The sequence below is a fragment of the Bradyrhizobium sp. UFLA05-108 genome (assembly GCF_059803455.1).
In genome coordinates, this window is sequence record NZ_JBANAZ010000001.1 from 65,372 (window position 1) to 80,500 (window position 15,129).

A 15,129-nucleotide genomic window follows, 5' to 3' on the forward strand; every position below is an offset into this window, starting at 1 on the left:
GGAGATGAGGATGCGTCCGAATCAATTTGGAAGTGGCAAGAGCCGAAATCACGCCATCACCGCGCTTGTCGCATGGGCTGCCGCGTCCGCGATGATCGCACCGGCCGCAACCGCTCGCGCGGACGAGACGCAGCCGTTCCGGCTCTGCGCCGATCCGACCAATCTTCCGTTCTCCAGCGATAGTCCGTCGCAGCCAGGCTTCTACGTCGAGATCGGGCAGGCCCTGGCGCAGGCGCTCGGCCGACCGATCGCCTATGACTGGTACAAATCCTATTTCGGCAAGCGCACCGTGCGCGTCACGCTGCTCGGCAAGCAATGCGACGCCATGATCGGCCTGCCGCGCTCCGAGGACTTCATGGGACCGGCGGTGATCTTCTCCAACACCTTCGCAAAGGAGGGCTATGCTCTCGTGGCGGCGAAGGGGCAGGCGATCGGCGGCGTCGAGGGCCTCAAGGGCAAGCGCGTCGCCGTGCAGTTCGCCAGCACGCCGCAAAACCTGCTCGCGAGCCGCGACGACATCCGGAAGGTCACCGTGCTGTCGCCCGAGGAAGGCATGCGGGCGCTCGACCAGGGCAAGGCCGACGTCGCCTTCATCTGGGGGCCTGTCGCCGGCTGGCTGAACAAGACCACCTACAGCGATCGTTATCAGATCGAGCTCACTGAGGGCGAAGGCCTGTCATGGGATGCGGCCATCGGCTTTGCGAAGACGTCGACGGAGCTGCGCGATCGCGTCGATGCCATCCTGCCGCAGCTTCAGAAGACGATCGCCGATCTTGCGGTGAAATACGGCTTGCCAACGGGCCAGCCCGTTCGCTTCGGCGGGGCCCAGGCGGTGCCGGAGGGAACAACGACGGGAACTGGACCCGGAGCCCAAGTGACTGCCCAAGTGACTGAGATTGCCAATGTGGTGGCGACCGAGACCAAGGGTGACGCGGCCGCGCCAGGCGCCGAGGCCGTCGGCACGGGCAAGGAGATCTTCAACGGCACCTGCGCGCATTGTCACGGTCCCGACGCGATCCAGAGCGAGAAGAAGATCGATCTGCGGCTGCTGCGTCACCGCTACGGCGACGAGATGCGCGAGAAATACTGGACGACCGTGCATGAAGGACGGCCTGCCAAGGGCATGCCGGCCTGGAAAGAGGTCTTCACCGATGACCAGTTCGACAACATCTATTCCTTCCTGCTGACGGTCCAGTCCGAATCGAACGACTGAACTCTCTTGACCGGACGCGATCAGGAGAATGAGGTAGCGTCCATCCGGCATCATCCCGGTGCCGGATGGATGCCGCATAGATGTACCGCTTCCGCTCCTGCGGTGGACGACCGTGCGATGGAGCCTCGTGCGGTGGAGTCTCGTGCGGTGGAGTCTTGGGAACGCGCCATGACCAGCTTCCTGATCATCGACGATCATCCGCTGTTTCGCGAGGCGCTCGGCAATGCGGTACGGCTGGCATTGCCGGAGGCGCGGATCTTCGAGGCGATGTCGATCGAGGACGCCCTGCATATCCTGTCGGCCGAACAGGGCATCGACCTCGCGCTGCTCGATCTCTCGCTGCCGGATGCGACCGGCTTCTCCGGCTTTCTCCGCTTGCGCGAGACCTATCCGCGCCTGCCGGTCGCCATCGTTTCGAGCGAGGAGGACCAGCACGTCGTTCGCGAGGCGCTGGCGCTGGGCGCCGCCGGCTATCTGCCGAAGTCGACGTCGAAGCGCGAGCTCGCGCAATCGATCGAAGGCGTGCTGAGCGGATCGGTGTCGGTGCCGAAGGATTTTGTCGCAACCCCGCAGCGGCGCCGCGCCGACACCAGCAAGGCGCTTGCGGTCAAGCTGCGCGAGCTCACGCCGCAGCAGCTTCGGGTGCTCGACCTCCTGCGCCGCGGCTATCCGAACCGGCAGATCGCCCAGGAGCTTCAACTCGCCGAATCCACCGTGAAGGCGCACATCACCGAGATCCTCCGCAAGCTTGGCCTGTTCAGCCGCAACAAGGCGATCATCGAGATCGGCAAGATGGACCTGCCCGATCCCAAGGGCCGGCCCTATGCACGCCTCGATCGCGGCCGGCCGCAATGACGCGCGCTCTCGTTCTTGACCTGGATCAACCCGGCTTGATCCAGCTGATGCATTCTCAATGCAACTTTGCACCCGGCAATAATTTGGAAACGGCTCACGCGCGATGCGATTTCTGATTGTCGAAGATCATCCGCTGTTTCGCGAGGCGCTCGAAGGTGCGCTACAGATGGTGGCGCCCGAGGCGGACATCCTTCAAGCCATGTCGGTCGACGGTGCGCTCGAGCTGTTGTCGGCGACCGCGGGGCTCGATCTCATTCTCCTTGACCTGTCGATGCCGGGCACGACGGGTCTTTCGGGCATCATCCGCATCCGCAAGGCGTTTCCCAAAATTCCCGTCGTCATCGTATCCGGGCATCAGGATCCGCAGATCATTTCCGGCGCATTGTCGCTCGGCGTCGCCGGCTACATCCTCAAGTCCTCGTCCAAGCAGGATCTCGCGCAGTCGATCGGCGAGGTGCTGCGCGGCGCGGTCTGCGTTCCCGGTGCCTATCGTGCGACCCGTCCGCAGCGCGCCGCCGGCCCCGCGCAGGATCTCATCAAACGCCTGCACGATCTGACGCCGCAGCAATTGCGCGTGCTCGAAATGCTCAAGCGCGGCCTGCAGAACAAGCAGATCGCCTATGAGCTGAAGATTTCGGAGACCACCGTGAAAGTCCACGTCTCCGACATCCTGCGCAAGCTCAACGTGCTCAGCCGCACCAAGGCGATCGTCGAAATGTCCCGTATCGATTTCGCGACGCTTGCGAGCGAAGGCGCGCGAGCGAAGCACGATCGCGCGCAATCGGAGTAGCTGGACGAAGAGCGATTCGCCCTTTGCATCTGAAGGATCGTGGTGAACGATGTCTTTGCGGCCCATCCTTCGAGACGCCCGCCTTTGGCGGGCTCCTCAGGATGAGGTCTTGCTTCGCGGCGAAATTCTAGACCCTCATGGTGAGGAGCGCCGCTTGCGGCGCGTCTCGAACCATGAGGCCGAACACGTTCACAGCCAACCATCGTCATACGCGATGGCCCTGCCGCTCTTCGCCACAATACCCTTTTGTCAGTGATTTGCCCGACGTGTCAAGTGGTTTTCGGATAAAGCGTAGGCCGTCACCGCCAGCCGTTTCTACTTTGCATGGGGTTGTTTTGCGGGTTTTTGCAGCGACCCGGTCGATCGCTCCGATCCGATCGCTCCTCAAGTCAGCAGGAACGACAGCAGTGCCCGCATCTCGGCGGGCTTGATCGGCTTCTTCAGCACCTCGAGCCCGTGCAGGCTCGCCTCCTTCGCGGGCTTTTCGGAATAGTCGGCCGTGATGATCATTGCCGGCACGTCCAGCTTCAAATGCTCTCTTATCTCTGCGACGGCCGACAGGCCGCTCTCGCCGTGATCGAGATGGAGATCGGCGATCACGGCATCGGGGGCGCCACCGAGCTCGCTGAGGCGAAGCAGTGCGTCCACGGCCGATCGCGTCGTCGCGACGTCGCAGCCCCAGCCTTCCAGCAGCGCGGCCATGGCCTCGGAGCCATTCGGATCGTTCTCGATCAGGAGGATCTTGGCGCCTTCGAGCCCGCCATAGTGCCGCTCGGCCAGCTTGACCTCGTGCACCTCGTCGCTGACTTCCGTGAGGTCGGCAGGCTCCAGCTCCAGGGCGAAGGTCGATCCCCGACCGACCTGCGATGACAGCCGCACCTCGTGTCCGAGCACGGTGGCGAAGCGGCGGACGATGGAGAGGCCGAGCCCGAAACCGGCCTGGTCGGTCGCGCTGGCCTCGCCGCGCTGGAATTCGCGGAAGATCGCTTCCTGCTGCGCCTGTGCAATGCCCGGCCCGGTGTCGGAGACCTGGACGCAGATGCGCTCGCCCCTCGGCCGGCATCCCATGACGACGCCGCCGCTGCGGGTATAGCGAATGGCGTTGGCAAGCAGGTTTTGCAGGATCCGCCGCAGCATCATCGCATCCGACGTCACCGCAAGCGGTGAGGTGCGGATGCGCAAGGAAAGACCCTGCCGCGCGGCGATCGGCTCGAATTCGTTGCGAAGCTGCTCGAACAGGGGGGCCAGCGCGATCGGGCGGACGTCGGGCCTGAGCGCGCCGGCATCTAGCTTTGCGATCTCCAGCAGCGATCGCAGCAGGTCCTCCAGCGTCACCAGCGAGCGGTCGACCTGATCGATGAGCAGGCCCGCCTCCTGCGATTCCATCATCTCGGTCAGCGCCGACAGCGTCAGGCGCGCCGCGTTCAACGGCTGCAACAGGTCGTGGGTGACCGAGATCAGAACCGAGGATTTCAGCGAGCTCGCGGCCTCGGCCTGCTGCTTGGCGCGATACAGTCCCTCATTGGCGCGTTCGATCGAATGGAGCGCCTCGCGCAATTGATGCGTCCGGTCGCGAACCTGATGGTCCAGCGCGATGGCCGTCTCGAACAGCGAGAACGCGTTGAGCTGCTGGTCCATCGAGCGCTCGACGCGGGACATCAGCGCCGCATTGATCTTCCTCAGCTTCGCGGCTTCCCGCTGAAGCTGCTCGACGGCTTGAGGATCCTGACACGCCTCCGTCACGAGGGGCGCCTTCCAATCGCGACGCCCGTGAAGGTCTGGTTGACATGCATCGAGCCGAACTGTTCGCCATAGGTGTGAAAGCCGACGACGCGGTTCTGCCGGTACAGCTCGGACATGTCGCGGGCGAGCTGATGCTGCTCGGCGTCCAGCCGGCGCAACAGGCATTCGAAGCCGATGAAGAGCGACACGTCGCCGATCTCATCGCGAATTTCGGCAAAAGTCTCGCGCGTCGAGCCGACCAGGCTTCGCGACGTCGCAGCGGTCAGCACCATGCCCTCGTCGATGGCGCAGAAGAAATGCAAGGAGCCGTCCGGCTCGACGCGCTGGATCGACCGCGCATAATAGGAGCCGCCGACGCGTACCAGAACGGGGTGGGACGCGAAGGAGAACGGGTCGAGCTTGGCGTCCATGATCCCGACCATGCGCGAATATTCCTTCGCCGCAGGCTCCGCATTCAGCTCCCTGACCGTCCGATTTTCGATGTCGGCCTCGGTGACCACCATCTTCTGCGGCTGTGGCTCGAAATTGTCGCATTTGAAGACCCGGAACGGCAGCGACGTGTTCAGGAGGATCAGGAGGGCGGCATTGGTGTGGGCCTTGCCTTCGAAGAACACCCAGGTCTTCTCGAAGCGCATCCCGTCGCCCGCCGATCCCCCGACGACTGGAATGTCGTCGAGCGAAGCATAGATGGCGGACATCACCGCTTCCTCGCGTCGGCACAGGCCGTCGATCAATACGAGGCCAAACGGACTGCCGCGGTCGACCTGCGGGGTAGCCCGCAGCAGCTCGTGCCGGAGCTCGCCGCCGATCCTGCGGCCGTCCTCGACGCGGAAGCTGTCGAGATTGAGAATGGGCCGGATTGCGGCCGAGAAGTCGGCGCGGCTGAACGCCAGCGCCACGACACTGTTCTCGTCCCAGCCGTCCGGGGCGAGCTCGCCCGCGGTCGTGCAACCGCAGACCTGGGTGTCATCGAAGTGCCGGGTGATCTCGGCAATGAAGTGATGAGGATCGTAAGCGGGGGAGAGGAAGACCAGGATCAGCGCCAGCTCGTCGGCTGGGAGCTGGGCCGCGAGCTCGGCCACGGCTTCATCGACGCTCGCAGCCTTCGATTTGGCAACGGCAACGCCAGACGCACCGCCAAACCGAAAGTCGGTTTGCCCCACTCCGTTTCTCCCCTCGAGGACCGGCTCGGTCTGACGCCAAGAGCCTGATAAGTGCCCGACAAGTGCCCCAAGAGTAAGGCGCTTTCCGGTTAGCCGCAACACGGCGCCCCGAACGCCTTGGACAGGAAGATGCTCGACACAGCATGCAGGCCGGACGAATTTACCGCCCCTTGACGTTTCTGCCTTAATTTTCCGCACCGGTTCGGGAGGGGCTGCTTCCGGGCCGCATGAATGCTGCAAGAACATAAATTGGGGGTTGGAATGGTCGGGCGTACCGCGTCGAAGTCGAAGCGCACATTTTTTCCGACCCTGAGGTTCCGCGCCAAGATCATCCTCGGCTTTGCCGCCGTGCTCGTCATATTGGCCGTCAGCATGGCCTTCGCCTATTTTGGTTTTGAGCGGGTCTCGGCTGGCGTCGGCTCCTACCGCACCAGCGTCTCCGAGGCTGATCTCGCCCGCAACATCGATCGCGAGTTGCTCGCCTATCGTTCGGCCGCCCGCTACTTCGTCGTCACCGGCAAGGAAGATGATGCCAAGGTGGCGCTGGAGGCCGAAGCGGGCCTGAAGAACGCCATCGACCATGCCATCAAGGGTGCCAAGAAGCAGGCGCGGCTGGAAAGCCTCAACAAGCTCGCCAGGGAGTTTTCGAACTTCTCCGCAACCTTTGCCAAGATCCTGCAATCCAAGCGTGACAGCGCGCTCCTGGTCGAGAACCAGCTTCAGCGCAACGCCAACCTTTTGAAGTACAAGCTCGACGACATCGGCAACAACGCCTCGGACGCCGAGGCGCAGGCGATCGAATTCGGCACCAAGCAGGTCAATGCCCAATTTCAGACCGCGAGCGCGGCGGCGACCAACTTCGTCCTCAATTCAGACCAGGCGCTTGCCGCAAACGCGCTGGCGCGGCTGAAATTCGTCGAGAATTCGCTCAACGCGGTCTATTCGATGGATGACAAGATCGTCGCCGGCCTGAAGGACGCCAAGGGTCTGCTTGCGGCCTATCGCGAGGCTCTGGAGAAGCTCGTCGCCAATGCCAAGATGATCGACGACCTCGTCACCGAGATGAGCGGCTCGGCCGGCGCCATCATGCAGGGCGCAACCGCGATGAAGGCCGATCTGGTGTCCGAGCAGCGGCGGCTGGAAACGGAATCCGAGACCAGCATCGACCAGACGGAACATCTGATCCTGATGCTGGCTGCCGGTGGCACGCTGCTCGGCGCCATCTTGGCCTTCCTGCTCGGCACCGGCATCTCGCGGCCGATGATCGCGATGTGCAAGGCAATGCGCGAACTCGCCTCGGGCAATTTCGAGGTCGTGCTGCCGGGCCTTGGCCGCAACGATGAGATCGGCGAGATGGCTGGCGCGGTCGAAGAGTTCAAGATGCAGGCTGTCGCGAAGGCCGAGCGCGACGCGGCGGCCAACGAAGCCCAGAACAAGGAGACGGCCGCGGCGCGCCGCAATGAGCTGATCCGCTTTGCCGATGATTTCGAGACCGCGGTCGGCGCCATCGTTTCGAACGTCTCGGCTTCAGCTGTGCAGCTCGAATCCGCAGCGTCCACGCTCACGCGGACCGCCGAGACCACGCAGACCCTCTCGAGCCAGGTCGCAGGGGTCTCCGAGCAGGCCTCCTCCAACATGCAGTCGGTCGCTACCGCGACCGAAGAGCTCTCGGCCTCGGTCGAGGAGATCGGCCGTCAGGTCCGCGATTCCAGCCGCATCGCGGAGGCTGCCGTCGTCCAGGCCAGGGAGACCGACGGCCGCATCGGCAAACTGTCGCATGCGGCACAGCAGATCGGCGAGGTGGTGAAGTTGATCACCGCGATCGCCGAACAGACCAATCTTTTGGCCTTGAACGCCACGATCGAGGCGGCTCGCGCCGGCGAAGCCGGCCGCGGCTTTGCGGTGGTCGCCAGCGAGGTGAAGTCGCTGGCGAGCCAAACCGCGAAGGCGACCGACGAGATCTCCTCGCACATTACGGGCATGCAGGGCGCGACCGCCGAGTCGGTTGCGGCAATCAAGGAGATCGGCGCCACCATCGGCCAGATCTCGACGATTGCGACTTCGATTGCCACCGCCGTGGAACAGCAGGGCGCCGCGACGCAGGAGATCGCTCGCAGTGTCCAGAATGTCGCGCAGGGCACGCAGACCGCGGCCACCGATATCGGCCAGGTCAACCGCGGCGCCGCCGAAACCGGCTCGGCCTCGGAAGAGGTGCTGAACTCGGCCAAAACCCTCTCCAGCGAAAGCACCCGCCTGCGCGCCGAGCTCGACCGCTTCATGGCGAATATCAGGGCGGCGTAAGGCTGCCCTTCCGTCGCCACGCCTTCTGGTGTCATCCCGGCGAAGGCCGGGATGACGAGCGGACCATGTGTCGCTGTCCAAATTTATTTTGCGCAGCCTTCACTCCCTCCCGAACGCCCGCTTCAGCTCCACCTTGGCGCGCTCAAGCCGCGTGCGCTGGGTCTTCGGCAGGGTTTTGCCGGCGCGGTTGATGTAGAAGGTCAGCATCGACAGCGCCGAACGATAGGCGCCGCTTTTACGGCGCCGGGAGTGCTCGGCCGAGCGCTTCAGGGACGCTGCGATCTTCTGCGGGCTCGTCTGCTTGAACACGCCGTGCTTGAGGTCGAGCGCGTCGCTCTCCTTCGTCACCCGTTGCGACCAGCGCTTCGGCGCTGCACGTTTCGATGTCGTCGTTTTAGATGTCTTGCGCGAGGCGGGATGTCGCCGCGTGCGGCTTGATGTTCGATGCGCCGCCTTGCGCTTTGCAGTTTTGCGCGAATGTGTCGACTTTCTGACTTGAGCCATGCGTTAACTCCTTGCAGCTCCTCTGAAAACGGCCGCGTCGCGAGGCGGTTCCTGTGGGAACCTGACTTCGCCGCAAACGTTGTCGATAGTCGCGGATTGAATCACGCCGCACCTCCAGCAATAGCGCGATGGACTTGCAGCAAACCCCAGCGCTGAACTTTGATTCTGTCTCGGCGGCGGCGCATGATCGCGTCGTCGAGACTAGCATTCCCTCGCGCCTCGACGCGCTGCCCTGGAGCGGCTTTCATACCCGTGTCGTGCTCGCGCTCGGCATCACCTGGATTCTCGACGGGCTGGAGGTGACGCTGGCCGGCGCGCTTTCCGGCGCCTTGAAGCAAAGCACGACGCTGAACTTCTCCAATCTCGATCTAGGCATCGCCAACTCCGCCTATCTTGCCGGCGCGGTGCTGGGGGCACTCGGCTTTGGCTGGCTGACCGATCGCATCGGGCGCAAGAAGCTGTTCTTCATCACGCTGGCCGTGTATCTGTCCGCGACCGCCGCAACCGCGCTGTCGTGGAGTGTCGCGAGCTACGCGCTGTTTCGTTTCCTTACCGGCGCCGGCATTGGCGGCGAATACACCGCGATCAACTCGACCATCCAGGAATTGGTGCCGGCGCGTTACCGCGGCTGGACCGATCTCGTCATCAACGGCAGCTTCTGGATCGGCGCCGCCATGGGAGCGGTGAGCGCGATCATCCTGCTCGATCCCGCCGTGGTCGGTCCCGATCTCGGCTGGCGCCTTGCGTATCTCATCGGCGCGACGATCGGTCTGGTCGTGCTGTTCATGCGGATGTGGATTCCGGAGAGCCCGCGCTGGCTGATGATCCACGGTCGGCCGGACGAAGCTCACGCGATCGTCGATGACATCGAGCGGTCGGTGATCGGACATCAGCAGGGCGACACCGCCCTCGCCAAGGTCCGCATCAAAATGCGCGACCACACGCCGCTCGGCGAGGTGGTGCACACGCTGTTCAGGACCTATCGTCAGCGCGCGCTGGTGGGATTGGTGCTGATGAGCGCACAGGCCTTCTTCTACAACGCGATCTTCTTCACCTTCGCGCTGGTGCTGACCGATTTCTACGGCATCAGCGCCGATGGCGTCGGCTGGTACATCCTTCCCTTCGCCGCCGGCAATTTTCTCGGCCCGCTGCTGCTCGGCCGCTTCTTCGATACGCTTGGCCGCCGTACCATGATCGTGCTGACCTATGGCGTATCGGGCCTCCTGCTTGCGATCTCGGGCTATCTGTTCGCGATCGGCGCGCTCAGCGCGCAGGGACAGACCATCGCCTGGATGGTGATCTTCTTCTTTGCCTCGCCCGCGGCGAGCGCGGCCTATCTCACCGTCAGCGAAACCTTTCCGCTGGAGGTGCGCGCGCTCGCGATCGCGGTGTTCTATGCGATCGGCACCGGCATTGGCGGGGTCGTGGGTCCCGCGCTGTTTGGTGCGCTGATCGACACAGGGTCCCGCACCAGCGTATTCGCAGGTTATCTCTTGGGATCGGCGCTGATGATCGCGGCCGCGATCGTGGCATGGCGCTATGCCGTCGCAGCGGAACGCAAATCGCTCGAACAAATCGCGCGGCCGCTTGCCTTTATGGAGTAGGTTATGAATTCGGAAGTGATGGACATACGAACCATGGAAGATGACGAGACGCCGGACTCGGTGCCGGTGCCACAGGCCCTGGTGCCGCATCTCAGCGAGACGGCTATCCTGCTCGACATCGACGGCACGCTGCTCGAACTGATGCCGACGCCGCGCGAGGTCTGGGTGCCGCCGGGCCTCTCGAACACGCTCAACCGCCTGGTCGAGCGTACCTCCGGTGCTCTCGCGCTTGTCAGCGGACGCTCGCTCAACGACATCGATCTGATTTTCGCGCCGGATCAATTTCCGGCCGTCGGCGGTCACGGCGCCGAAATGCGGCTGGAGCCGGACAGCGAGGCGGTGGCAAGCCATGCGCCGCCGATGGACAAGGAGTTGAAGCGGCGTCTGGCCGCCATCGCAAAGCTGTCACCCGGCATCCTGCTCGAGGACAAGGGCTACTCGCTCGCGCTGCATTACCGTCTCGCCCCGCATGCGGAAAAGGCGATCTATGCTGCGGTATCGCTGATCCGCGCCGACCTGCCGAACGCGCCGATCGAGGTGCTGCCCGGCAAGTTCGTTTGCGAGATCAAGCATTCCGGCTTCACCAAGGCGAGCGGCGTGCGCGAATTGATGACGCACGAGCCGTTCAGGGGCCGCCGACCGCTGTTCATCGGCGACGATGTCACCGATGAAACCGTGTTCGCGATCATGCCCGACATGAACGGGCTCGCATTTTCGGTGGGACGTCGCGCGCGTGGCGTGAATGGTCACTTCGACTCACCCAGTGATGTGCGCGAGTTCCTCGCCCATCTGCTCGACGGCGAGACAAGGTAAAAGCAAGGCAGCGCCACGCGAGAGCCATAAAGGTCTCGGAACCGCGTTGCGCAAACGCGATTCTTGCTGCGCAAAGGGGACGCAGAAAACTGTCTTTGCGTCGGATTTTCCGTTTCGGAGGACAAAATACAGTTCCGGCGCGCGCGCCTGATTTTGGTTTCAATTGGTTGAAACCATGAACAGGAACCATATTGATGAACGCCAGTTAAACGAGGCGGAATAACAGGAGGGGACGACCCTGTGAATCTCGTCGTCGTGTCAAATCGCGTCGCGCGCGGCAAAGCCAACGAACCCATGACGGGCGGTCTCGCTGCCGCCCTTCTTCCCGTTGTGGAACATTCCGGAGCGATCTGGGTGGGTTCCTCGGGCCGGGTGCGCGATGGTCATCAGAAGGAACCCTTCGCCGAGATCGAGGCGCTGGGTACCGGTGCGCTGGCGACGCTGGATCTGCCGGCGGCGCATTACGGCGGCTATTACGAGGGTTTTGCCAATTCGGCGTTGTGGCCGGCGCTGCATTCGCGCAGCGATCTCATTCGCGTCTCGCAAGGTGACTATCTCAGCTATCGCGAGGTCAACGCCTTCATGGCGCGCGCGCTGCTGCGTTTCCGGAAAGAGAGCACCGCTTTCTGGGTGCAGGATTATCATTTCCTCGCGCTCGGTGCGGAGCTGCGCGATCTCGGCGTCGAGGATCCGATCGGCTTCTTCCTGCACACGCCCTGGCCGGTGCCGGCGGTGATCCAGGGCGTGCCGCATCATCGCGATCTGATCGAGGCGATGCTCGGCTATGATCTCATCGGCTTCCAGACCGCGGAGGATTGCCGGAATTTTCTCGGCTATGTCGGTCAGGAACTCGGATTGACGATCGAGGACGGCACCGTCACCTCCAAGCATGGCCGCACGCGATGCCAGGTGTTTCCGATCGGCATCGATGCGGAAAAATTCGCGCAGTATGCCGCCAAGTCGATCTCGCATCCCGACGTATCGCGGCTGCGGCGCAGCCTCAACGGCGAGAAGCTCGCGATCGGCGTCGACCGGCTCGACTATTCCAAAGGCCTCGTCAATCGCATCAGCGCGTTCGATCGCCTGTGGACCGAGCAGCCGCAGTTCTCGCGCAGCATCTCGCTGCTTCAGATCGCAAACCCCTCGCGCGGCGGCATCGAGGCCTACGGCAATCTCCAGAACGAGGTCGCGCGTCTGGTCACCGACGTCAACGGCCGCCATGGCGAGGTCGACTGGACGCCGATCCGCTATCTCAACAAGGGGTTTAGCCAGGCGGTGCTCGCGGGCCTCTATCGCACCGCGCAGGTCGGCGTGGTGACGCCGCTGCATGACGGCATGAACCTGGTTGCCAAGGAATATGTTGCCGCGCAAAACCCGGCCGATCCCGGTGTGCTCGTGCTGTCGAAATTCGCGGGCGCCGCCAACGAGCTCGACACGGCACTGCTGGTCAACCCGCACGACATCGATGGCATGGCGCGCGCGATCTCGATGGCAGCCTCGATGCCGCTCACCGAGCGCAAGATGCGCTGGGCGGCAATGATGAAGAAGTTGCGCGGGCATACCATCCAGCAATGGTCCGCCGACTTCGTCGCGGTGCTGGAGAAGAGCCGGACGGAGAAGTCCACCGTGGCGCCACTGGCCACCCAATCCCCGCAGGCGCTGCGCTGGCTGAAGTCGGCGATCTCGGGTGTGAGGTTGATGTAGCTCACGCCTCAAGCGGCCTTGAAATTGGTGCCGCGATCTCGATCACCCTCCCCCTTGCGGGAGGGTGGTCAGACTCCTCAATAGCAGTACGAGACGCCGTCGAGCACCGCGCAGCGCCGTTTGTTGGGCGCGTTGGGGTCGTCCATCGGCACCATGCCGTTGCCCTGGCCGACGAACACGCCCTGGCCGACATGGACCGATGATTTGTTGCCGATGATGACGCTCGGATGCGGCGACGCACTCGAGCGCGTGCCGTCCGGCCAGATGATGGCATCGCCCGCCAGCACCCCGCGCCGGCCGTCATCGCAGGTGACATCGACGCCCTGGCGCGTGCACATCTGCGCGGCCGCCGGGGCCGAGATCACCGAGGCGGCGCATACAAGGCCAAGGGCGGCGATGGCTCGAAAGCAGGTCATGGTGTCCCCTCTCATCTGTCGGATGCGTGCTTCCGTGAATCGTCGCGCCAGAGCCGCCTCCGGTTCACCCCCGGCGGGTCTCGCCCGGGCCTCGGAGCTCTATATTTTATCATTGAAATACAATGGCTTAAGGAATTTTGAGCCGATCGACCCGCAGTCCCTTGCAAAATCAGCGGCGCGCCTTCAAGAGAGGGCGCTCCGGAGAGATGGCCGAGTGGCTTAAGGCGCACGCTTGGAAAGCGTGTGTGCGGGAAACCGTACCGTGGGTTCGAATCCCACTCTCTCCGCCAGCTTATCTAGCTAAGTTCTTGTAAGAATGAACAAAACAAAAATCTTGATCCGTCCCGTCCCCAAATTGGTCCCCAAAATCTTTAAGAAATTTACGTTTTGCGGCAATAGCTGATTCCAATGCAATCCGTCACAGCCTTGCTCGGCTGGAGAAGGCCCGAGATGCCTTGGGGCGCATTGAGCGCGACAAAACCTCTCGACGAAGTCGCGAGCGCTTGGTCTGACTTACTCATAAACGGAAACGCTGTTTACTCAAAGCTTGAGCAGGGAAACAAGGCCAACGGTAGGGCTTCAGGATGGTTTGGGAGGGCAAAAAAGGTACGAAAGGACGACCCGCTGCTTTCCTATGCGCACCACGCACGAAACTCTGAGGACCACGGCATAGATGACGTGACTACCCGCATGAAAGCAGGTCAAGCAACTCTTACGTTCCGCGAACCATTTGATCCGAAAAAATTGGAAGGTCTAGAGCTTCGCGTTGGTACGGATGAACACGGTCATGTTCTTGTCTCCTCATCAAATGAGGAGGTTGTTTCTTGGTGTTGGTCCGCGTAAAGGACGACCGCTGTTCCGATTATTTTGATCCGCCCCGATCAGTCACCTTCAACGGTAGGCAGGTTGTTCATCGCTATCTGGCTGGTCTGATTGAAGAGGCAAGAACCTTCGGAATTTAACCCCTCGGCATGTGGTGGATGTCGCGCGGCAAATGGCCGCCCCATCGAGAACACTACAGACTGACTACCCCAGAGCGCGCGCAACGCGGACCAATCTCGATATCTCCCGGCGTCGAGCAATAGCCTCCGCGGAATAATGCCCATGCTTGTAGGCGTGTTGATTGCCCAGCGGAGCTCCGCAACGCTTCGCTTGGTGCATGTCTAAGTGCATGGGCTTCCAATTTGTTTGCATCCCGTCCCCGTCACTAGCCGCTGCTACGCTCTGCGATTTTGCGCTGTGTGAAGCAACGGTGATTGGCGCTGAGAATCTCAGCCGTTATTTCGTGTCCTGTTGGCGCAATGCGGCCGCGTCAGTGTGCGGAGTCAGGTCTCAGAGTGGCGAGCATGGTGAGTTCCCAAAAGGCTGCTGAGCGTACCGGCCGGCGAATTCGTGCGGTTCCCCAGCCCAAGTGAAATCAAGATTTCTCCGCTTTTTGCACCTCGATAGCAGGGTAGTAATCGACAAGTACATTGAGGGGACATCGCCCAATGCCGACCAAAGACAGTTTTGATCCGGACTATTCTTTACCTCTCTTTCTCGCCGATGAACCAGAGCAGCAGGGTATCGGGAAAGCGTGGGACAGAGCAGCTGTTATCTCGTCGCGAGTTCTTAAGGCGTGTATTTTGGTTGCAACGGCGACAGCGATCGGTGTCGCGATTCTATCGGTGGAGAATCCAGTGACGCTCTTTGCGGACGTCACGGCTTCCATTGCGGAAGCCACAGCTTCGCTGGTCGACAAATCGGCGCTTCAGCCTGGCACCGACCGGTCGATATCAACGATTCAATCTACCGCCGATGCTGAGGCTTTGCCGCCGACCGCAAAGGACGCGCCGAGCCGCGACGAAATTGCTGCCGTCCCTGAACCCGCCGGTCAGAGTCAGCCTAGCACGCCAACGATTCAATCTACCGCCGATGCTCAGGCTTTGCCGCCGACCGCAAAGGATGCGCCGAGCCGCGACGAAATTGCTGCCGTCCCTGAACCCGCCGGTCAGAGTCAGCCTAGCACGCCAACGATTCAATC

12 protein-coding genes and 1 tRNA gene are annotated in these 15,129 nt (G+C 62.6%); 9 read left to right on the plus strand and 4 right to left on the minus strand.

Features of this window, described 5'->3' with window-relative positions:
- The first annotated feature begins 10 nt into the window (after positions 1-10).
- The 3 genes from SO140_RS00275 (at position 11) to SO140_RS00285 (ending at position 2,858) form a co-directional block, all read left to right on the plus strand.
- Entirely contained in the window at positions 11-1,213 is a 1,203-nt protein-coding gene (locus SO140_RS00275) for a c-type cytochrome (protein WP_449379768.1), read from the plus strand.
- A 168-nt stretch (positions 1,214-1,381) separates the two neighbouring features.
- Complete coding sequence (locus tag SO140_RS00280) at positions 1,382-2,068, plus strand: response regulator (protein WP_254102012.1); 687 nt, start codon at positions 1,382-1,384, stop codon at positions 2,066-2,068.
- Between the two features lie 103 nt (positions 2,069-2,171).
- On the plus strand, positions 2,172-2,858 hold the full coding sequence (locus SO140_RS00285; RefSeq protein WP_449379769.1) for a response regulator: 687 nt from the start codon (positions 2,172-2,174) through the stop codon (positions 2,856-2,858).
- Between the two features lie 384 nt (positions 2,859-3,242).
- Here SO140_RS00285 and SO140_RS00290 read toward each other — a convergent pair whose 3' ends face one another.
- Positions 3,243-4,601, minus strand: a complete 1,359-nt coding sequence (locus SO140_RS00290; protein WP_498542185.1) for a hybrid sensor histidine kinase/response regulator — start codon at positions 4,599-4,601, stop codon at positions 3,243-3,245.
- Positions 4,598-5,764 (minus strand): FIST N-terminal domain-containing protein, encoded by a 1,167-nt coding sequence (locus SO140_RS00295; RefSeq protein WP_449379771.1) that lies wholly within the window; start codon positions 5,762-5,764, stop codon positions 4,598-4,600. The genes SO140_RS00290 and SO140_RS00295 overlap by 4 nt, the downstream gene beginning before the upstream one ends.
- A gap of 261 nt (positions 5,765-6,025) precedes the next feature.
- On the opposite strand from SO140_RS00295, the gene SO140_RS00300 reads away from it, so the two are divergent.
- Positions 6,026-8,065, plus strand: a complete 2,040-nt coding sequence (locus tag SO140_RS00300) for a methyl-accepting chemotaxis protein (RefSeq protein ID WP_449379772.1) — start codon at positions 6,026-6,028, stop codon at positions 8,063-8,065.
- A gap of 99 nt (positions 8,066-8,164) precedes the next feature.
- Here SO140_RS00300 and SO140_RS00305 read toward each other — a convergent pair whose 3' ends face one another.
- Positions 8,165-8,569, minus strand: a complete 405-nt coding sequence (locus SO140_RS00305; RefSeq protein WP_449379773.1) for a DUF3175 domain-containing protein — start codon at positions 8,567-8,569, stop codon at positions 8,165-8,167.
- Positions 8,570-8,697: 128 nt separating this feature from the next.
- On the opposite strand from SO140_RS00305, the gene SO140_RS00310 reads away from it, so the two are divergent.
- The 3 genes from SO140_RS00310 (at position 8,698) to SO140_RS00320 (ending at position 12,690) form a co-directional block, all read left to right on the plus strand.
- Positions 8,698-10,173: an MFS transporter gene (locus SO140_RS00310; RefSeq protein ID WP_449379774.1), complete on the plus strand. Its 1,476-nt coding sequence runs from the start codon at positions 8,698-8,700 to the stop codon at positions 10,171-10,173.
- 3 nt (positions 10,174-10,176) lie between these two features.
- Positions 10,177-10,986, plus strand: a complete 810-nt coding sequence (gene otsB, locus SO140_RS00315) for a trehalose-phosphatase (RefSeq protein ID WP_449379775.1) — start codon at positions 10,177-10,179, stop codon at positions 10,984-10,986.
- Between the two features lie 240 nt (positions 10,987-11,226).
- Complete coding sequence (locus SO140_RS00320) at positions 11,227-12,690, plus strand: trehalose-6-phosphate synthase (RefSeq protein WP_449379776.1); 1,464 nt, start codon at positions 11,227-11,229, stop codon at positions 12,688-12,690.
- A 77-nt stretch (positions 12,691-12,767) separates the two neighbouring features.
- Here SO140_RS00320 and SO140_RS00325 read toward each other — a convergent pair whose 3' ends face one another.
- Entirely contained in the window at positions 12,768-13,106 is a 339-nt protein-coding gene (locus SO140_RS00325; protein WP_449379777.1) for a hypothetical protein, read from the minus strand.
- Between the two features lie 200 nt (positions 13,107-13,306).
- Here SO140_RS00325 and SO140_RS00330 point away from each other — a divergent pair.
- Both SO140_RS00330 and SO140_RS00335 read left to right on the plus strand, forming a co-directional pair.
- Positions 13,307-13,396 (plus strand) — tRNA-Ser (locus tag SO140_RS00330).
- A gap of 1,200 nt (positions 13,397-14,596) precedes the next feature.
- On the plus strand, positions 14,597-15,129 hold a 533-nt coding region (locus SO140_RS00335; RefSeq protein WP_449379778.1), incomplete at its 3' end, for a hypothetical protein.